Raw genomic sequence first — 16,865 nt, 5'->3', positions numbered from 1 at the left:
GGAGAATCTCCCTCGCCGCTTTTCGTTACTGCTTGCGCTGCTCCGCCACCTGTTTGGCGGTGACGCTGCCCTGCTTATCGCCGAAGTGGCCGACCACGAAGTTGGCGACCGCCGCCACTTCCTCGTCGGAATACGCGCTGCCGAACGACGGCATCATCTCATGCCGCTCGCCGACGCTGATGCTCGTCCCCTTCAGGATAGCCTGCACCACGCTGCGCCCCTGCGGATCGTTCACCGCCGTGCTGCCCACCAGCGAAGCATACTCGCTCTGGCGGCCCGGCCCGTTCCACTGGTGGCAGCCGCTGCAGTCGTTGGCGAACATCCGCCGCCCGAGCGAGCTGTCTTGCCCGCCCGGCAGGATCGGGGTGGAAGCCCCCGCGCCCTTCGGCTGCAAGTTCACCGCCGCCGCGCTGTCGCCGGCGATGGGTTCGATGTCGCGCAGGTATTTCACCAGCGCCAGATTATCTTCCGGCGTCAGGAACTGCAGGCTGTTTTCCACCGCTTCCGCCATCGGACCGGCGGCGCTGCTGCGCCCCGGCGCATGGCCGGTGGCCAGATATTGCGACAGTTGCTGGTCGCTCCAGCCGCCGATGCCGGTCTGTTTGTCCGGCGTGATGTTGGCGGCGAACCAGCCCTGCACCACTTCACCGCTCAGGTGCTTGCTCTGGTTAAGACCGAACCCCAGATTGCGCGGCGTATGGCACTCGCCGCAGTGGCCGAGCGCCGTCGCCAGATAGGCGCCGCGATTCCACTGTTCATCCTTGTTGAGATCCGGCGCGAAACGCTGCTCCTGGAAGAACGCCAGGTTCCAGAATTTCATGCCCCAACGCTGGTTGAACGGGAACGACAGCTCGTTTTGCGGGTTGGCCTGTTTCACCGGCGGCAGACTGAACAGATAATCCTTGATCGCCAGCACGTCATCGCGGCTCAGCCCGGTGTAGGAAGTATAAGGCATCGCCGGATACAGGTTGCCCTGTGGGCCGATGCCCTCACGCACCGCGCGCACGAACTGATCGTCGCTCCAGTTGCCGATGCCGGTTTCCTTGTCGGCGGTGATGTTGGTGCCGTAAATGGTGCCGAACGGCAGCTTGAAGGCGAAGCCGCCCGCATAAGGCGTGCCGCCCGGCGCGGTGTGGCACGCCACGCAGTCGGCGGCGCGCGCCAGGTACTCGCCGCGCGCCAGTTTGTCGGTCATGCCGGCCGGCGCCCCGGCGATCGGCGCCGCAGGCTCAGCGCCGGTGGGCCGCAGCAGCGTATACAGCGCGTATCCTCCCGCCAACACCACCACGGCGATAATCAGCCATAACAGCCCTTTCAAGGCATTGCTCATCGCATCTCTCCCTAACCCAACGCCTTGGCGGCCTGGTGGATGGCGGCGCGAATGCGCACATAGGTGGCGCAACGGCAAACGTTGCCGCCCATCGCCGCGTCGATGTCCGCATCGCTCGGATTCTTGCTTTGCGCCAGCAGCGCGCTGGCGCTCATGATCTGGCCGGACTGGCAGTAACCGCACTGCACCACGTCCAGATCAAGCCAGGCTTCCTGCACCGCCTTGCCTTCCGGCGTGGCGCCCACGGCTTCGATGGTGGTGATTTTTTTGCCGACGGCGGCGGAGACCGGCGTCATGCACGAACGCACCGGCACGCCGTCCAGATGCACGGTACAGGCGCCGCACATGGCGATGCCGCAGCCGAATTTGGTGCCGGTCAAGCCGGCTTCGTCACGCAGAAACCACAGCAGCGGCATGTGCGGATCGCCCTCGAAAGTCAGCGGCTGATCGTTTACGGTTAAATGAATCATCAGGTTCTCTCCTTGTCAGACGCCGGATTCGCAGTGGGATTATGCAGCGGCAGGCTCAGCGAGGTGCGCGGCCGCCCAAGCAGCGCCAGCGCATTGCCGACCGCCGGGGCGATGGTCGGCACCCCCAGCTCGCCCACGCCGGTCGGTTTCTCGGTCGAAGGCACGATGATCACCTCGATCTCCGGCATCTCATCGATGCGCAGCGGGCGGAAGTTATTGAAATTGGACTGTTCGACCACGCCGTCTTTCAGCGTGATATTGCCGTACAGCGCCAGGCTCAGGCCGTAGCCGATGCCGCCCTCGATCTGCGCGCGGATCACGTCGGGATTCACCGCCACGCCGCAGTCCACCGCGCACCACACTTTATGCACTTTGGGGATGCCGCCTTCGCCGATCGACACCTCGGCCACCTGCGCCACATAGGTGTCGAACGCCTTGGCGACGCCCACGCCGCGCGCGCGTCCGTCTACCACTTTAGCGCCCTGCCAGCCGGCGGCTTTCGCTACCGCCCGCAGCACGCCCGCCGCGCGCGGCGCATCGCCCATCAGCGCCAGCCGCCCTTCGACCGGATCCTGGCCGGTTTCCTGCAACAGCTGATCGATAAAGCTCTCCACCGCGTGGCCGGTGTGGGTGCTGGCGACCGACCGCAGAGAGGTGGTCGGCACCTTGCCGGGCACGATATGCGCATCGCAGCGGAAGGCTTCGAAGGTGTATGAGACCTCGCTGGCGCCCTCGACCATCATCTGATCGAGGCCGTTGACCACCAGCGCATCCATCGCGCTGTGGCGCGTCCAGGAGTGGCCGACCACGGTATCGGTCCAGCCCACCACTTTGCCGCCCCGAATGGCGCCGCGCAGGCGGTGCAGGATCATCGGGCGATACCAGCCGTTGCGGATGTCGTCCTCGCGCGTCCACACCACCTTCACGCCGTGGCCGGGGCCGATGCCCTTGGCCGCCGCCGCCATGTCGGCCGCCAGATCCGGCCCCAGCGTCGGGTTGCCTAAATCGATGCGCCGGCCGAAGCTGCCGCCCGCCAGAATGGTTTCAATCTGCACCTTGTCCGGCGGCAACTCGAACAGATCGCACAATTGCTTGTGATCGAGCGTCTGGATTTGGCAGCCGTAGCGCGCCTTGACGCTCTCGCCGTCCCAGAACAGATAGCCGTCCAGCGGCTCCATCGGCGCGTGCGCGACGTACGGGAAGGTGTATTCGGCCTCGATCACCTTGTCGGCCTTATCGAACACCTCGTCCGGCTTGCCGTGGCTCTTCGCCACCACGCCGGTTTTCTGCGCCACCTGGCGGAATTCGGCGTAGATCTCCTCGGTGTTGCGCCGTTCGGCCTGCGCGTCGTCCCAGGTGACCCGCAGCCGTTCCCGCCCCTGGATCGCCGCCCAGGTGTTTTTGGCGTAAACCGCCACGCCGGTGGCGACCTGCTTCACCGCCACCACGCCCGGCACCGCCAGCGCCCGCTCGGCGTCGAAGGTCGCCACTTTGCCGCCGAAACGCGGCGGTTTCTTGATGGTGACGGTCAGCATGTCCGGCTCGTGGATATCCTGCGAGAACTGCGCGCTGCCATTGGTTTTCGCCAGCGAATCGACGCGGTGCAAACCGCGCGTTTTGCCGATCAGGGTGAAATTGGCCGGATCCTTCAGCGTCAGGCTGGCGGGATCGGGCGGCGGCAGCGTGGCGGCCAGCGCGGCGAATTCGCCGAAGCCCGCTTCGCGCCCGCTGGCGGCATGGCGGATCTTGCCCGCCTGCACGGTGATTTCCTGCGCCGAGGTTTTCCAGCTCTGCGCGGCGGCCTGCACCAGCAGCGCGCGCGCCATGGCGCCCATACGCCGCATTTGCTCATAGGCATTGGCCACCGAGCTGGAACCGCCGGTGCCCTGGAATCCGAAGGCCAGGTTTTTGTAGATATTGGTGTCCACCGGCGCGGCCACGACCCGCACCTGTGCCCAATCGGCGTCGAGCTCTTCGGCGACCAGCGTCGCCATGCCGGTATAGACCCCCTGGCCCACTTCGGTGTGTTTACTGATGACGGTGACGACGCCGTCGGCGCCGATCTGAACGAAGGCGTTGGCGTCTAACGCCGCCGCGCCGGAGGCGGTCGGGGCAGCCGAACGCGCCAGCGCGCCGGTGGACGGCAGATAGGCGCCGATCACCAACGCCCCGGCGCCGACGATAAACCGCCGCCGCGAAAGCGGAACTTGGGATATGCTCATTGCTCATGACTCCAAAAAAACCGAAGGCGTCACTGCCTTCGGCGAAACAAATCTTGTTATGGGAATGGCTTGTCGCGTCCGTCAGGTGATATAGCGCAACAGAGCAATAATTAGCGTAGCCTATTATCCAGTAGACTTAATGTTGAAGAGGGTTTTTCTATTGGAGAATCGTGCGGTGCGGGCAGACACCCGCACCGGGGTCAGCTCTGCGTCGCCGCCAGAGAGGAGAAAACGCTGAGCAGGTTGATTTGCACCGCCATGTTGTCGCTGTCGAAGGCCACGGTGAGCGCGTCCTGGCGCTCCACGCCGGGCACCAGGCTGAACAGATCCGCCAGCACCGGTTTGGCCGCCATCAGCGTCAGCCGGTAAGGCGGCATAAAACGGCGCTCCACCGGCAGTCTGGCGCCCTGGCGCACCTGTTGCATCGCCCGCTCGCGGATCTCCGCCCGCGCCCGCTGTGGGCTGAGCGATTCGGCGGCGGTTTGCGAGAGGGCGCGTTTTACGCAAACATAGCCGGATTGCGGATAACGTTCAGCGATCCAACGTTGCAGCTCGTCGTCACCGCTCACCAGCCACAACGGCACGTTCAACTCCGCCGCCATCGCCGCATACAGATCGCTTTCGCCTACGACCTCGCCGTTCAGGCTGACGCGATAAAAGGCCCGACCGTTGATGGTATGCGCCAGCACGCCGCGTTCGCCGGCGGCGCTGTGATAACCGATGCACATCAGGCCATCGTAACGTTGATGCTGCAGCCCTTCCACCATCGACAACCCGCGCGGTTTGCCCTGCACCAGGCGCGCCCGCGCATCGATGCGATCGGCGCGCAGGTTCTGCATCATGGCGTGGCTGTCGGCCACCGTCACCTCGGTGGAGCCGCCGGCGAAAGCGCCGTCGATGGCGGCGTTGACCTCCTGCTCCATCAGCTCGCGCGCCGCCGCATAGTCGGCATGGCCCGGGTTGCACTGCTCCGGCCGCATCACGCCGGCAATACCCTCGATATCCGCAGAGATAAAGACTTTCACATCACACTCCCGTTATTTAATTTGCCGCCAGCCGATCGAGCAGCGGGCCCAGCGCCACGCGCGCATGCTGCTGGAAACCGCTGACGCCCTCGGCGCTCAGCAACGCATCCAACACCGCATATTCGGTGGCGTCCGCGGCCGCCGCAAACAGCGGCTCCAGCCGTTCGTCCGGCAGCGTGGCCCCCAGCAACCGGGTGGAGAACGCCAGCGCGATGTCGCCGGAGCCGTGCCCCCAATGGCTGCCTACCCGCCCCAGACCCGCGCCCGCGCGGCGGGCGATGCGGTTCAGCTGGCGGCTGTCCAGCGCCCGATCGCAGGCGATGATGATGATGACCGAACCGGCGTCCACCTGCGGCGGCGGGTCCGCCAACAGTTTGCCCAGCGCCTGGCCGACGCGCACGCCGCTCAGCGTCAGCGAGTCGAGGGTGCCGAAATTGGCCAGCACCAGCACGCCGAGCGTGGTGCCAAGCCCAGGGCAATAGCGTGAGGCGGTGCCGATGCCGCCCTTCAAGCCGAAACTGCTCATGCCGCGCCCGGCGCCGACGCTGCCGCGCGCAAAGCGGGTGGAATGGTTATCCAGCGCGCTGAAGACGTGCTCCTCACGCACCGCCATCGCCTGAATATCGTTGAGGTAACCGTCGTTGCACTCCAGCACCAGGGGGTTAATGGTGGCGCTGCCGCGGCCGATCTGCGGGTAACGCAGACAGCTGCGCCGCACCATTGCGTTGAACAGCGTGCCGACGGCGAAGGTGTTGCTCAGCAGAATAGGCGTTTGCAGCACCCCCAGCTCGTTCAGCTGCACCAGCCCCAGCGGCTTGGCGAAGCCGTTGAGCACCGCGCTGCCACACGGCAGCGGCTGGTTAAACAGATCGCCCGGCGGCACGATGGCGCTAACGCCGGTCTGGCATTCGCCGTCGGCCAGCGTGTGATGCCCGACGCTGACGCCCGGCACGTCGCACAGGGTGTCGGTCGGGCCGGCCGGATAGCGCGCGCCCGGCAGGCGGCGATGGCGCCGCCAATAGCTCAGCAGATTGTCGAGGCTTTGTTGTTCAAACGCCTGGCTGTCTGTCATGGTTCCCTCATCCGCCGTCAGCCCATCAGAAAACCAGAATATCGCGCAATGCGCCGCGCCGTAAATTGAAAGCCGAAGCGAGCAGCAAAAATAGCCTTGCCCCATCGCCGTTCATTGCCTGCACCACTTTGCGTTTGCGGCCGCCCCCCTACGTCAGCCCGCGCGCCACCGCCCCGGCTAGCGGGTACGATAATCGCCGCTTCGGTTATCGCCATGCGAGGAGAACAGCCCGATGAAAGCAATCGTCATTGGCGGCGGCATCGGCGGCCTGAACCTATTGGGTTTTTAGGGGGAAAAACAGTGTAAATGGCCGGTGCCGCGGGTGATATCCCCCTTATCCAAAATGTATAACTCGATCTGCCGACGCAATGGTCGTTTCACGATGGGCAATGATCAGCTTAGTGATGTTGAGTCTCTTAATTGCCTGATTCACGGCAGCTTCGCTCTCCTTATCCAGCGCGCTGGTGGCCTCGTCCAGGAACAAAATAGCCGGTTTTTTGTAGATTGCCCGGGCTATGAATAACCGTTGTTTTTGCCCGCCGGACAATCCCTCCCCCAACTCGCCGATCGGGGTTTCATACCCCATCGGCATGCGCATGATCACCTCATGCAGATAGCTGGCACGGGCACAGGCTTCCATCCAGGCATCATCCATCTCGTCCGCGAACCCGCAGATATTTTCCCGGATCGAGCCGGAGAACAGTTTGTCGTCCTGCATCACGCAGGCAATCATTTTGTGGTAGTTGTTGATGCCGAGCTGCCGGATATCGACGCCGTTCACCTCAACCCGCCCCGAATAACAATCCATAACTATCCTGTATTTCATGAAAAAACCAATAAGAAAAGTGTGTTCTAAACATTGCAACCCATCATATTAAAATAAAACCCGGAATAATATACCGAACCTAATTACACGTAGGCACTATCGATTCAATTAATTGAATCGCCAAATAATCTCAACGCCCAAGATTAATAACCCAATAAAGAAGAGGCGGCGGAACAGCTGCGGGCGCCAATGACGACGCACCCTCTCCCCCAGCCACATGCCGGCAAGCGCCGGCAACAGCGCCAACAGCGAACCGCCGAGCAGCGTAGCGGGCAGCGCCTGATGCCAGGCTAATCCGGCGGCCAGCGCTAGCGTCGAGACGGTGAACGACAACCCCAGCGCCTGCACCAGATCGTCACGCGCCAGGCCCAATGCGTTCAGATAGGGCACCGCCGGTATGACGAATACGCCGGTGGCGCCGGTCAACGTACCGGTCACCAGGCCACACAGCGGTCCCAGCCAAGGCTCTGCCGTGGCGGAAACGCGCCAGTCGAAACGGGTAAAACCCAGCAGCGCATAGCCGATCAGGCAAACGCCCAGCGCCAGCGGCGCCAGGCGGCCGTCGATGTCGGTGAGCGCGCCGGCGCTCAATAACGTGCCCAGCATGACGCACAGCATCATCGGCCAGAGCCGCCGGCATAGCGCCCCCAACCACGGCCCGCACAGCAACTGCCACAGGTTGGTGATCAGCGAGGGCAACAGCAGCAACGCGGCGGCCTGCCCCGGCGGCATCATCAGGCTGAGCAACCCCATCGACACCGTCGGCAACCCCAGACCGATCGCCCCTTTGACCGTGCCGGCCAGCGTAAAAATGCCCGTCAGGGCGATAATCTCGAGTAACGTCAGCGACATGCGTCTATCCTTATGGCGAATCAACGGCCCGATTGTGGCCGGCGCCGCGCCGCGGCACAATGCGGCAATGGCAGAGCCTGCCTGCGGCAAAGACAGAGGAAGAACGCATGCATTTTGACTTTATCGATCTGCGGCTGTTGGCGGCGGTGCTCGAAACCGGCAGCATCACCGCCGGCGCCGAGCGCGTCGGGCTGTCGCTGGCCGCCGCCAGCGCCCGCATGCGCGGGCTGGAACAACAGGCCGGCGTGGCGCTGTTGACGCGCAATCCGCGCGGCGTCCAGGCGACGTCCGCCGGTGAGCGCCTGTTGCAACACGCGCGTGTGCTGCTGCAACAGCGCGACCGGCTGCGGGGTGATATGGCCGAGTTCGCACCGGGCCAGCGCAGCCAGCTGCGCATCGTCGCCAATACCGTCGCCGCCGACGCTTTTCTGCCGGAGCTGTTGGCGGATTTTCTGGTGCTGCACCCGCACACCGACATCGCGCTGGAGGAGCTGCCCAGCCCGGCCATCGCGCAGGCCATCGCCGAACGGGCGGCGGATATCGGCATCGTGGCGGACCACGCCGATCTGCGCGGGCTGACAAGTTACCCTTTTCGCCAGGATCGTCTGGTGCTGGCGCTGCCGCCGGGGCATGCGCTCAGCGGCCGCCGCACGCTCAGCTTTGCGGACGCCCTGCCTTTTGATTTCATCGGTCTGCCGGAAGAGAGTGCGCTGCAACAGCATCTGGAACAGCTGGCGATACGCAGCGGCGGCCCGATGCGGCTGCGGGCGCGTGCGGCTAATTTCGACGCCATCTGCCGCATGGTGCTGCGCGGCGCCGGGCTGGCGGTGGTGCCGGAAGAGAGCGCCCAACGCCATCCGGAGATCCGACACGGCGCCCTGCCGCTGACGGACGAGTGGGCGACCCGACGCCTGTCGATCGCGGTGCGTGACCTGGCGCAGCTGCCGCTGCCGGCGCAGCGGCTGGTGGCGTTCCTGCGCCAAGCCTGAGGCGGCTCAGTGCGTGCCCGGCTCTGCGCGCAGCCGCGCCACCTGAGCCTCCACGTCGCGCCAGGCCGGTTTGTCGCCGGCATAGCGTTGGCGCAGATAATTCACCAGCGCCGTCACCTGCCGATCGGAAAAGCTGTCCTTAAAGCCCGGCATAAAGCCCAATTCGGCGGTGGCCGGTTTGGGGATCCCTTGCAGGATCACCTTGATCAGGTTATCGGGGCGATCGCTGAAGATATTGGTGTTATTGGCCAGATCCGGGCTGATGCCGAACAGCTGCGGCCCGCCGGCGGCGGCGCTGTGGCAGGCCTGGCAAGCGCCCTGAAACAACCGCTCGCCCGCCAGTTGACCCGCAGGCAACGCGCGGGCCGCCAACTGCGCCTGCGGTTCCACATTCAGCGTCGCCTTGGCGCTCAGCGACATCACATAGTTGGCCATCGCCCGCAGATCGCTCTGCGGCAACGTCGCCAGTTCGCTGACCACCGGCCCCATCGGCCCGGCCGCCACGCCGTGCTCGGCGGAATGCCCGCTGCGGAAGTACTGAAACAGCTGTTCCTCGGTCCAGGGTTTGTCCGCGTTGGCCAATTGATTCAGCGCCGGCGCTTCCCACCCGTCCACCATCCCCCCCGCCAGGAAAGCCGCGCCGCCCTTTTCCGCCCCCAGCAGATTGCGCGGCGAATGGCAGGCGGCGCAGTGACCGAGCCCGTTGACCAGATAGGCGCCGCGATTCCACTGCGCGCTTTGTTGCGGATCGGGTTGATATTCCCCCTGGCGCAGGAACAGCGCGTTCCAGCCGGCCATCAGCGGCCGCAGGTTAAACGGGAAGCGCATCTGATTGGCCGGATTGCTCTGGCGCACCGCCGGTTGCGACATCAGATAAGCGTACAGCGCCTGCATGTCGCCGTCGGTCATTTTACTGAATGCCGTGTAAGGAAATGCCGGATAGAGGTGGCGGCCGTCGCGGGCGATGCCCTGACGCATCGCCCGATCGAATGCGGTAAACGACCAGTTGCCGATGCCGGTCGCCACGTCCGGGGTAATGTTGGTGCTGTAGAGCGTGCCGAACGGCGTCGCCATCGCCAACCCGCCGGCGTTGGTCGCCCCTTCCGACGCGGTATGGCAAACCGCGCAGTCTCCGGCGGCGGCCAATTGACGACCGCGCTCCAGCGTGGCGGCCGACCAGGTGCCGGCGCCGGGCGTCGCCACCGGCGCGATCTCCGCCCGCCACGGCAAGGCGCTGCCGGCGATGCCCAGCACGGCGCCGAACAGCCCCGCCGCGCCACCGAACCACCATTTGCCGCGCTTCTTTTTCTTGGGCGGCGCGGCCTGCCGCTCGGCGTCCGGCCCGTTCAACGCCTCTCGCAGCTTGTCCGAGGTGATCGGCAGCTCGCGAAAACGAATGCCGGTGGCGTCGAACACCGCGTTGGCGATGGCCGCCGCGCTGGGCACCGATGCCGACTCCCCGGCGCCCAGCGGCGGATCGTAAGGGCGCGGCATCATCACCACGTCCACCTCCGGCACCTCCGGGAAGGTCAGGATCGGGTAAGCCCCCCACTCTTTGGCGGAGACCGTCGATTCCTCAAAGGTCACGCGCTCTTTCAATACCCGGCTGGTCGATTGCAATACGTTGCCGTGAATTTGGTGGCGCACGCCGTCCGGGTTGACCATCATGCCCGCGTCGTGGCCGACCACGATGCGCGTCACCGCCACTTCGCCGCTGGCTTTGTCGATCGCCACGTCGGCCACCCAGGCGGCCCAGGCCGCGCCAAAGCCGGGAAACTTGCTGTGGATGTAACGGGCGTAGGCAAAGCCGCGCCCGCGCAGCACGCCGTCTTCCGCCGGGGTCTGCATCGGTTCGGTATGCGGCGTCCAGCCGGCGCGTTCTGCGGTGCTGCGCATCAGTTCACTGGCGCGTTCATCATGGATGTAGCGCAGCCGATACTCCAGCGGATCGACGCCGGCGGCGTGGGCCAGCTCATCGATATAAGACTCGTGGGCGAAGGTGTTGGGCAAGGCGGAAACGCCGCGCATCCAGGAGGCGCGCACGATCGGCGCCATGTCCTCGATGCTGACGCGCAGCGCCGGATACTCATAAGGCGGCACCGAGGTGCGGTCGCCCATTTCATAGGCCACCGGCAGCGGCTCGACCCGGCCGGTCAGCAACAGCGCCAGCGTCGGCGCGCCGTTGGAAGGATAATAGGTGCGAAAATCGTAGGCGACCGGGTGCCCGGCGGCGTCCAGCCCGCCGTCCACCTCCATCAGCTGCGCCGTGCCCTTCGGTTCCCACACATGCTCTTGCTCGCGGGTCAGCTGCACCCGCACCGGCCGGCCCACCGCGCGCGACAGCAGCGCCGCGTCGGCGCAGACGTCATCGGCGCAATTGCGGCCATAGCAGCCGGCCGCCTCCATGCGAACGATCTCGATCTGCGCTTCCGGGTACTCCAGCAGCCAGGCCAGATCGGCGCGCAGCAGGTGCGGGTTCTGGCTGCCTGACCAGACCTGCAGACGCTCCGGTCGGTAGTCCGCCAGCGCGCAGGAAGGGCCAATAGAGGCATGAAGCTGATACGGCCACAGGTAGCTGCGGGTGAAACGCCTGTCAGCCGCAGCCAGCGCCGCGTCCACGTCGCCGGTATCGTGCACCACCCGGGTCGAATGCGGGTTGTCGCGCAGCGCCTGCGCCACGTCGGTCATCTGCGGCAAATTGCGGCGCCAGTCTTTCCAGCTGACCTGCAGCGCCTGCGCCGCCTTAATCGCCTGCTCTTCGCGCTCGGCGACAATGCCGATGAAATCGCCGATCACCACCAGTTTGACGATGCCGGGAATATGCGCGATCGAGGTTTCGTCCACCGCCAGCAGACTGGTGCCGACGAATTCGCCGCTGTCGTACCCGGCATAGGGCGGCCGCACCACCCGACCGTGCAGCATGTTCGGCAGGCGCATATCGTGTACGTAGGTGGTTTCGCCGGTCGCCTTGGCCGGAATATCGACGCGCGCGGCGCTGGTGCCCACCAGGCGATATTCCGCCTGCGGTTTCAGCGGCGCGTCGCCGGAAATCGGCAGTTCGACATGGTCGCCGGCCACCAGATCGGCGTAGCTGAGCGCCTGCCCCTGCGGGCTGCGGATCACGCCCTCTTCCAGCGTCAGCTGTTCCACCGGCGCATCGAAGCGCTGCGCCGCCTGGCGCAACAGCCAACGGCGCGCCTCGGCGGCGGCGTTGCGCAGCGGCACGGCGGAGATCTGCAGCGTGGCGCTGGCGATGGTAGCGCCCTGATTCGGCGCGCGTTCGGTATCGCCCAACACCATTTGCACCTGATCCATGCGCAGGTACAGCTCTTCGGCGACGATCTGCCCGAGCGCGGTGCGCACGCCGGTGCCGAGATCGACATGGCCGTTAAAGGCATAGATTTCGCCGCTGCCGCACAGGGCGATAAACAGCCCCTGCTCTTTGGGCTTCAGCACCGGCGTTTGCCCCTTGGGCACCAGCCCCGGCGGCGGTTGCACGCTGTCGACGATCAGCAGCACGCCGTCGCGCTGCAGCAAGTCGGCCTGGCTCGGCGATGGGACACGGGAATCAGTCATGGGCGTGGGCGTCCTCATCGCGGCAGAGAATGATGGCGCGCTGAACCGCACGCAGGATTTCGAGATGGGTGCCGCAGCGGCACAGGTTGCCGGACAGCGCCTGACGGATCTCCGCCTCGCTCGGGGCGGGATTGCGATCCAACAGGGCTTTGGTGGTCATGATCATGCCATTGAGACAGTAGCCGCATTGCGCCGCCTGCTCTTCGATAAAGGCGCGCTGCACCGGGTGCGGGCGCTGGCGATCGCCAAGGCCTTCCAGGGTCACGATCGCCCGGCCGGACACGCCGAGCGCCGGGATCACGCAGGAGCGCGCCGCCACGCCGTCGATCAGCACGGTGCACGCGCCGCATTCGCCCAGGCCGCAGCCGTATTTCGGGCCGTTGAGCGCCAGATCGTTGCGCAGTACCAGCAAGAGCGGCGTATCCGCCATCACCTGCGCATGAAGCTGTTCGCCGTTCACCGACAGCATCAGCGGATGCTCCGTCAGCGTGGTTTTCGCGCCGTCCCTGGGCGATTGCACTTCAGATATCGCCATTGTTCGCGTCTCCGCCTGCACGTGATGATCTTATGGGCTGGCCTCTCGCCGCCGACCACCAGGCAACCGACGTTGCGCGGGCGAATCAGCCGGTGGCAGGCTCTTCCAGCATTTTATTCAGCAGGAATATCAGCGCTATCCGTTCGGCCGGGTTCAGCGTACCGAACGTCAGTTCTGTGATTTTCGCCGCCTGCGGCACCGTTTCCGCCAGCAGCGCGCCGCCGGCGTCAGTGAGGCCGACCACCACCTTGCGCCGATCGATCGGATCCGGCGTCACCGTGATCAGATCGCGCGCCTTCAGCCGTTCGACGATGCCGCGGATGGTGGCCTGATCCACCGCCGTCACCTGCACCAGCTCGGTCAGCGAGCTCGGCCCCATATCGCGCACCGCGCACAGGGTGATGAACTGCACCGCCGTCAGCTGCGAATCGCCGACGTTTTGCTGGAAAATCGCCACGTGGCGCTGATAAACCTTGCGCAGCAGGTGCCCGACTTGCTCGGTAAAATGATAATTTTCGGGTTGGCCGCTCACGGCTGACGGGTATTCGGGGGGCGTCATTGCGTTACTCTCACCATCTATGGAATCCACGAGAATAGTACAAACCCCCGCCGTTGGCAGCAACGATTACGCCCGGTGCACGCGCGACGCCTCCGGCGCCACCACTTCACCGTCCGCCACCACCGTTTGCCCGTCGAGGCGAATGTCGCAGCGGCGCAGCGCGATATCCATATGGCAAGGCGTTTTGCGCGTGCCGCCCACTTCGGTGTTCGGCCCGGTGGAGAACAGGAAGTTGCCGTAGAACGCGCGCGCGTCCATGCACATGCCGTCGTTCTTGTCGTGCAGGCCCATCGCCGTCCACTGGGCGCGCGGCTGCAGACCCCAGCCGATGTGCGAGATGCCGTACACCTCCGGATCGTCGAAGTATTTCATGTATTCGCGCAGGTATTCCGCCTCGAAGCCGCCGTGAATCCGGGTGACGAACCCTTGTTCGATCTCCAGCGTGATGCGTTCGCGCGCATAGCTTTTGAACGGCAGCAAGATATCGCCGACCTCCAGCACCAGCACCCCTTCCGCCTGTTCCTCATTCGGCCAGGTGAACAGGAAACCGCTCGGCCAGTGATCCCAGCGCCCCGGTTCATCGGCATAGCCGTACTCGGTCACCGTCGGGTATTGCCCCAGCGGCGCGCGGAAATCGCTGCCGGCGGCAGAGGTCACCTGCATCATCTTCGCCTGCTCCAGCACGGCGGCGGCGGCCAGCACCCGCGCCTTGTCCTCCGCGTTGGGCAACATGCGCGCCAGCACCTCCGGCGGCTCCACCGCCAGCAGGATGCGGGTGCCGGTTTTCAGGATCTGTTCCTGCTCCGGCGAATGCAGCAGCATCATGGTATCGACGATCAGGTCGGCGGCCTCCAGCGCACGCTGCGCCGCCAGATTGCCGGTCAGCGCGGTATCGCCGCAATAGGCGGTCATGTCGTTGCCCATCGCTCGCGGATGGTTGAATGCCGGCAGTTCGACGGCATACACCCTGGCGCCCAGCCGCAGCGCCGCGTCGGTCGCGGCGCGCACCGTGCGCGCATCGGAATAATGGCTTTTCAAAATCGCCACGCTCTGCGAAGCATCGACCTTCGACAGCGTAAGCACCTGCTCGAACAGCTGTACCAACTGGGTTTCATTGACCGCCATGGCCTGTCTCCTGTCTCGTCAAGGGTCACCGACGCCCGCAAGGCGGCGGTGATTTTTCAAACAATTTAAAGCGAACACACTCATTTCATCTAAGTCAAAAAAGCAAAGGAAAGCAAGCTGCGAATATCCACCATAAGAAAGTCCTATTTCATCCCGCATCAATCCTGTGATTAACATGAGTTTAACAGTAACACGCTGTCAATTAGCGTGAGCGAGATCTGATTTAACACTTTTGCAACTTTTCGTTATCTAGCGCATACACTATAAATCGATCGTCCAGCCACGCGTTGGGCCTACGCTGAAAAAAGCCAACAGAAAGGGGAAACATGATGAGCAAACAACCACGCATCGCCGTCGTCGGCGCCGGGCTGGGGGGCGCCGCCGCCGCCGGGCTGCTGCAAAAAGCCGGCTTTACCGTCGATCTGTATGAACAGAGCCCGGCGTTCTCACGCCTCGGCGCGGGCATTCACATGGGGCCGAACGTACTGAAGATTTTCCGCCGCCTCGGTATTGAGCAACGGTTGGAGCAGATGGCGTCTCATCCCGATTTCTGGTTCAGCCGCGACGCCGAAAGCGGCGACTACCTGTCGCGCATCGAACTGGGCGCCTTCGCCCGCCGGGAGTACGGTGCCGCCTATGTGACGGTGCACCGCGGCGATTTGCAGGCGTTGCAGCTCTCCGCGCTGCAGCCCGGCACCCTGCACTTCGGCAAGTGCCTGAGCAAGATTGAAGATCGCGGTGACGAGGTGGTGCTGAACTTCGTCGACGGCACCTCGGCCCACGCCGATATCGTGATCGGCGCCGATGGCATCAACTCGCGCATTCGCGAGCACCTGCTGGGCGCTGAAGCGCCGACCTACAGCGGCTGGGTGGCCCACCGCGCGCTGATCCGCGGCGAGAAGCTGGCGAAATACAATCTGACGTTCGAAGACTGCGTGAAGTGGTGGTCGGCGGACCGCCATCTGATGGTCTACTACACCACCCAACGGCGCGACGAGTATTACTACGTCAGCGGCGTGCCGCACCCGGCCTGGGATTTCCAGGGCAGCTTCATCGACAGCAGCCGCGAAGAGATGTTCGAGACCTTCGCCGGCTACCACCCGATCGTGCAGGCGCTGATCGAATCCAGCGAACAGGTCACCAAATGGCCATTGCTGAACCGCAAACCGCTGCCGCTGTGGAGCGAAGGCCGTCTGGTGCTGCTCGGCGACGCCTGCCATCCGATGAAACCGCACATGGCGCAGGGCGCGGCGATGGCGATCGAAGACGCCGCCATGCTGACCCGCTGCCTGCAGGAAACCGGCCTCAGCGACTACCGCACCGCTTTCCAGCTGTATGAAGCCAACCGCAAGGAGCGCGCATCCAGGGTGCAGGCGGTGTCCAACGCCAACACCTTCCTGCGCACCCAGGAAGATCCGGCCTGGGTTTACGGCTATGACCTGTATGCGCAAGCGCTGAAATCGGAGAACGCCGCATGAGCACCTTCCTCTACGGCGCCCACGTTCACGCCAACGACATTCGCCAACACTATCTGCGCTACGGCGGCCACGGCCCGGCGCTGATCCTGGTCCCCGGCATCACCAGCCCGGCGATCACCTGGGGCTTCGTCGCCGAGCGGCTGGGGGAAAAATACGACGTCTACGTGCTCGACGTGCGCGGCCGCGGTTTGTCGTCCAGCGGCCCGGAACTGGCTTATGACACAGAGACCTGCGCACAGGACGTCAGCGCCTTCGCCGCCGCGCTGAACCTGGACAGTTACGCCCTGCTCGGCCATTCGATGGGTGCCCGCTTCGCCCTGCGCGCAGCCGCTTTGCGGCCCGCCGGCGTGTGGCGGCTGGTGCTGGTCGATCCGCCGGTTTCCGGCCCCGGCCGCCGCGCCTATCCCGGCCAATGGCCGTGGTACGCCGACTCCATCCGGCAGTCGCTGCCGGGTATGAGCGCCGAGCAGATGCGCGCCTTTTGCCCAACCTGGAGCGAAGAACAGCGCCAGCTGCGCGCCGAGTGGCTGCATACCTGCTACGAGCCGGCGATCCAACGCGCCTACGACGATTTTCATCAGGTGGACAGCCACCGCGACTACCCGCAGCTGACCATGCCGACGCTGTTGATGGCGGCGGGCAAAGGCGGCGTCATTCAGCCCGAAGACCGGGCGGAGATCCGCGCGCTGCAGCCGGAGATCGCCATCGTCGAGGTCGAGAACGCCGGACACATGATCCCGTGGGACGATTTCGACGGCTTCTTCCGCGCCCTGGGCGATTTTCTGGATTAACTGAGGAACACCGAC

13 protein-coding genes and 1 pseudogene are annotated in these 16,865 nt (G+C 64.9%); 3 read left to right on the top strand and 11 right to left on the bottom strand.

Going from position 1 to position 16,865, the window contains the following annotated elements:
- Nucleotides 1-25: 25 nt before the first annotated feature.
- The 7 genes and pseudogenes from ACJ8PL_RS07795 to ACJ8PL_RS07765 form a co-directional block, all read right to left on the bottom strand.
- On the bottom strand, nt 26-1,330 hold the full coding sequence (locus ACJ8PL_RS07795) for a c-type cytochrome (RefSeq protein WP_016927822.1): 1,305 nt from the start codon (nt 1,328-1,330) through the stop codon (nt 26-28).
- 11 nt (nt 1,331-1,341) lie between these two features.
- Nucleotides 1,342-1,800, bottom strand: coding sequence for a (2Fe-2S)-binding protein (locus tag ACJ8PL_RS07790; protein ID WP_016927823.1), 459 nt, complete (start codon nt 1,798-1,800; stop codon nt 1,342-1,344).
- Entirely contained in the window at nt 1,800-4,022 is a 2,223-nt protein-coding gene (locus ACJ8PL_RS07785) for a xanthine dehydrogenase family protein molybdopterin-binding subunit (protein ID WP_079449264.1), read from the bottom strand. Before ACJ8PL_RS07785 ends, ACJ8PL_RS07790 begins: the two co-directional genes overlap by 1 nt.
- A 200-nt stretch (nt 4,023-4,222) precedes the next feature.
- Nucleotides 4,223-5,047: a M55 family metallopeptidase gene (locus tag ACJ8PL_RS07780; RefSeq protein ID WP_442531029.1), complete on the bottom strand. Its 825-nt coding sequence runs from the start codon at nt 5,045-5,047 to the stop codon at nt 4,223-4,225.
- A 16-nt stretch (nt 5,048-5,063) separates the two neighbouring features.
- Nucleotides 5,064-6,119: a P1 family peptidase gene (locus tag ACJ8PL_RS07775; RefSeq protein WP_442531027.1), complete on the bottom strand. Its 1,056-nt coding sequence runs from the start codon at nt 6,117-6,119 to the stop codon at nt 5,064-5,066.
- A 334-nt stretch (nt 6,120-6,453) separates the two neighbouring features.
- Nucleotides 6,454-6,915: pseudogene (locus ACJ8PL_RS07770) on the bottom strand (ATP-binding cassette domain-containing protein); the annotation flags it as partial.
- Nucleotides 6,916-7,053: 138 nt separating this feature from the next.
- Complete coding sequence (locus ACJ8PL_RS07765; RefSeq protein ID WP_442531026.1) at nt 7,054-7,797, bottom strand: sulfite exporter TauE/SafE family protein; 744 nt, start codon at nt 7,795-7,797, stop codon at nt 7,054-7,056.
- Between the two features lie 107 nt (nt 7,798-7,904).
- Here ACJ8PL_RS07765 and ACJ8PL_RS07760 point away from each other — a divergent pair, with 107 nt between their 5' ends.
- On the top strand, nt 7,905-8,786 hold the full coding sequence (locus ACJ8PL_RS07760; RefSeq protein WP_033640419.1) for a LysR family transcriptional regulator: 882 nt from the start codon (nt 7,905-7,907) through the stop codon (nt 8,784-8,786).
- A gap of 6 nt (nt 8,787-8,792) precedes the next feature.
- On the opposite strand, the gene ACJ8PL_RS07755 is transcribed toward ACJ8PL_RS07760, so the two are convergent.
- The 4 genes from ACJ8PL_RS07755 to ACJ8PL_RS07740 all read right to left on the bottom strand — a co-directional run bounded on the left by ACJ8PL_RS07755 (nt 8,793) and on the right by ACJ8PL_RS07740 (nt 14,581).
- Nucleotides 8,793-12,362 (bottom strand): molybdopterin cofactor-binding domain-containing protein, encoded by a 3,570-nt coding sequence (locus ACJ8PL_RS07755; protein ID WP_442531024.1) that lies wholly within the window; start codon nt 12,360-12,362, stop codon nt 8,793-8,795.
- On the bottom strand, nt 12,355-12,897 hold the full coding sequence (locus ACJ8PL_RS07750; RefSeq protein ID WP_033640422.1) for a (2Fe-2S)-binding protein: 543 nt from the start codon (nt 12,895-12,897) through the stop codon (nt 12,355-12,357). The genes ACJ8PL_RS07755 and ACJ8PL_RS07750 overlap by 8 nt, the downstream gene beginning before the upstream one ends.
- Before the next feature lie 85 nt (nt 12,898-12,982).
- The gene (locus ACJ8PL_RS07745) at nt 12,983-13,456 is read right to left on the bottom strand and encodes a MarR family winged helix-turn-helix transcriptional regulator (RefSeq protein ID WP_028128198.1); all 474 of its coding nucleotides are present in this window, start codon (nt 13,454-13,456) and stop codon (nt 12,983-12,985) included.
- Between the two features lie 66 nt (nt 13,457-13,522).
- Entirely contained in the window at nt 13,523-14,581 is a 1,059-nt protein-coding gene (locus tag ACJ8PL_RS07740; protein ID WP_442531023.1) for a 2,5-dihydroxypyridine 5,6-dioxygenase, read from the bottom strand.
- A gap of 326 nt (nt 14,582-14,907) precedes the next feature.
- Between ACJ8PL_RS07740 and ACJ8PL_RS07735 the strand changes: the two genes are divergently transcribed.
- Together ACJ8PL_RS07735 and ACJ8PL_RS07730 are read left to right on the top strand one after the other, a co-directional pair.
- Nucleotides 14,908-16,059: an FAD-dependent monooxygenase gene (locus tag ACJ8PL_RS07735; RefSeq protein ID WP_033634195.1), complete on the top strand. Its 1,152-nt coding sequence runs from the start codon at nt 14,908-14,910 to the stop codon at nt 16,057-16,059.
- Complete coding sequence (locus ACJ8PL_RS07730) at nt 16,056-16,850, top strand: alpha/beta fold hydrolase (RefSeq protein ID WP_442531022.1); 795 nt, start codon at nt 16,056-16,058, stop codon at nt 16,848-16,850. The genes ACJ8PL_RS07735 and ACJ8PL_RS07730 overlap by 4 nt, the downstream gene beginning before the upstream one ends.
- Nucleotides 16,851-16,865 lie beyond the last annotated feature (15 nt).

It is taken from the genome of Serratia sp. CY83965 (assembly GCF_052166375.1).
Classification (GTDB): Bacteria; Pseudomonadota; Gammaproteobacteria; order Enterobacterales; family Enterobacteriaceae; genus Serratia; species Serratia marcescens.
The sequence above is the reverse complement of the archived record's forward strand: the minus strand, read 5'-3'. Positions and strand labels throughout refer to the sequence as shown.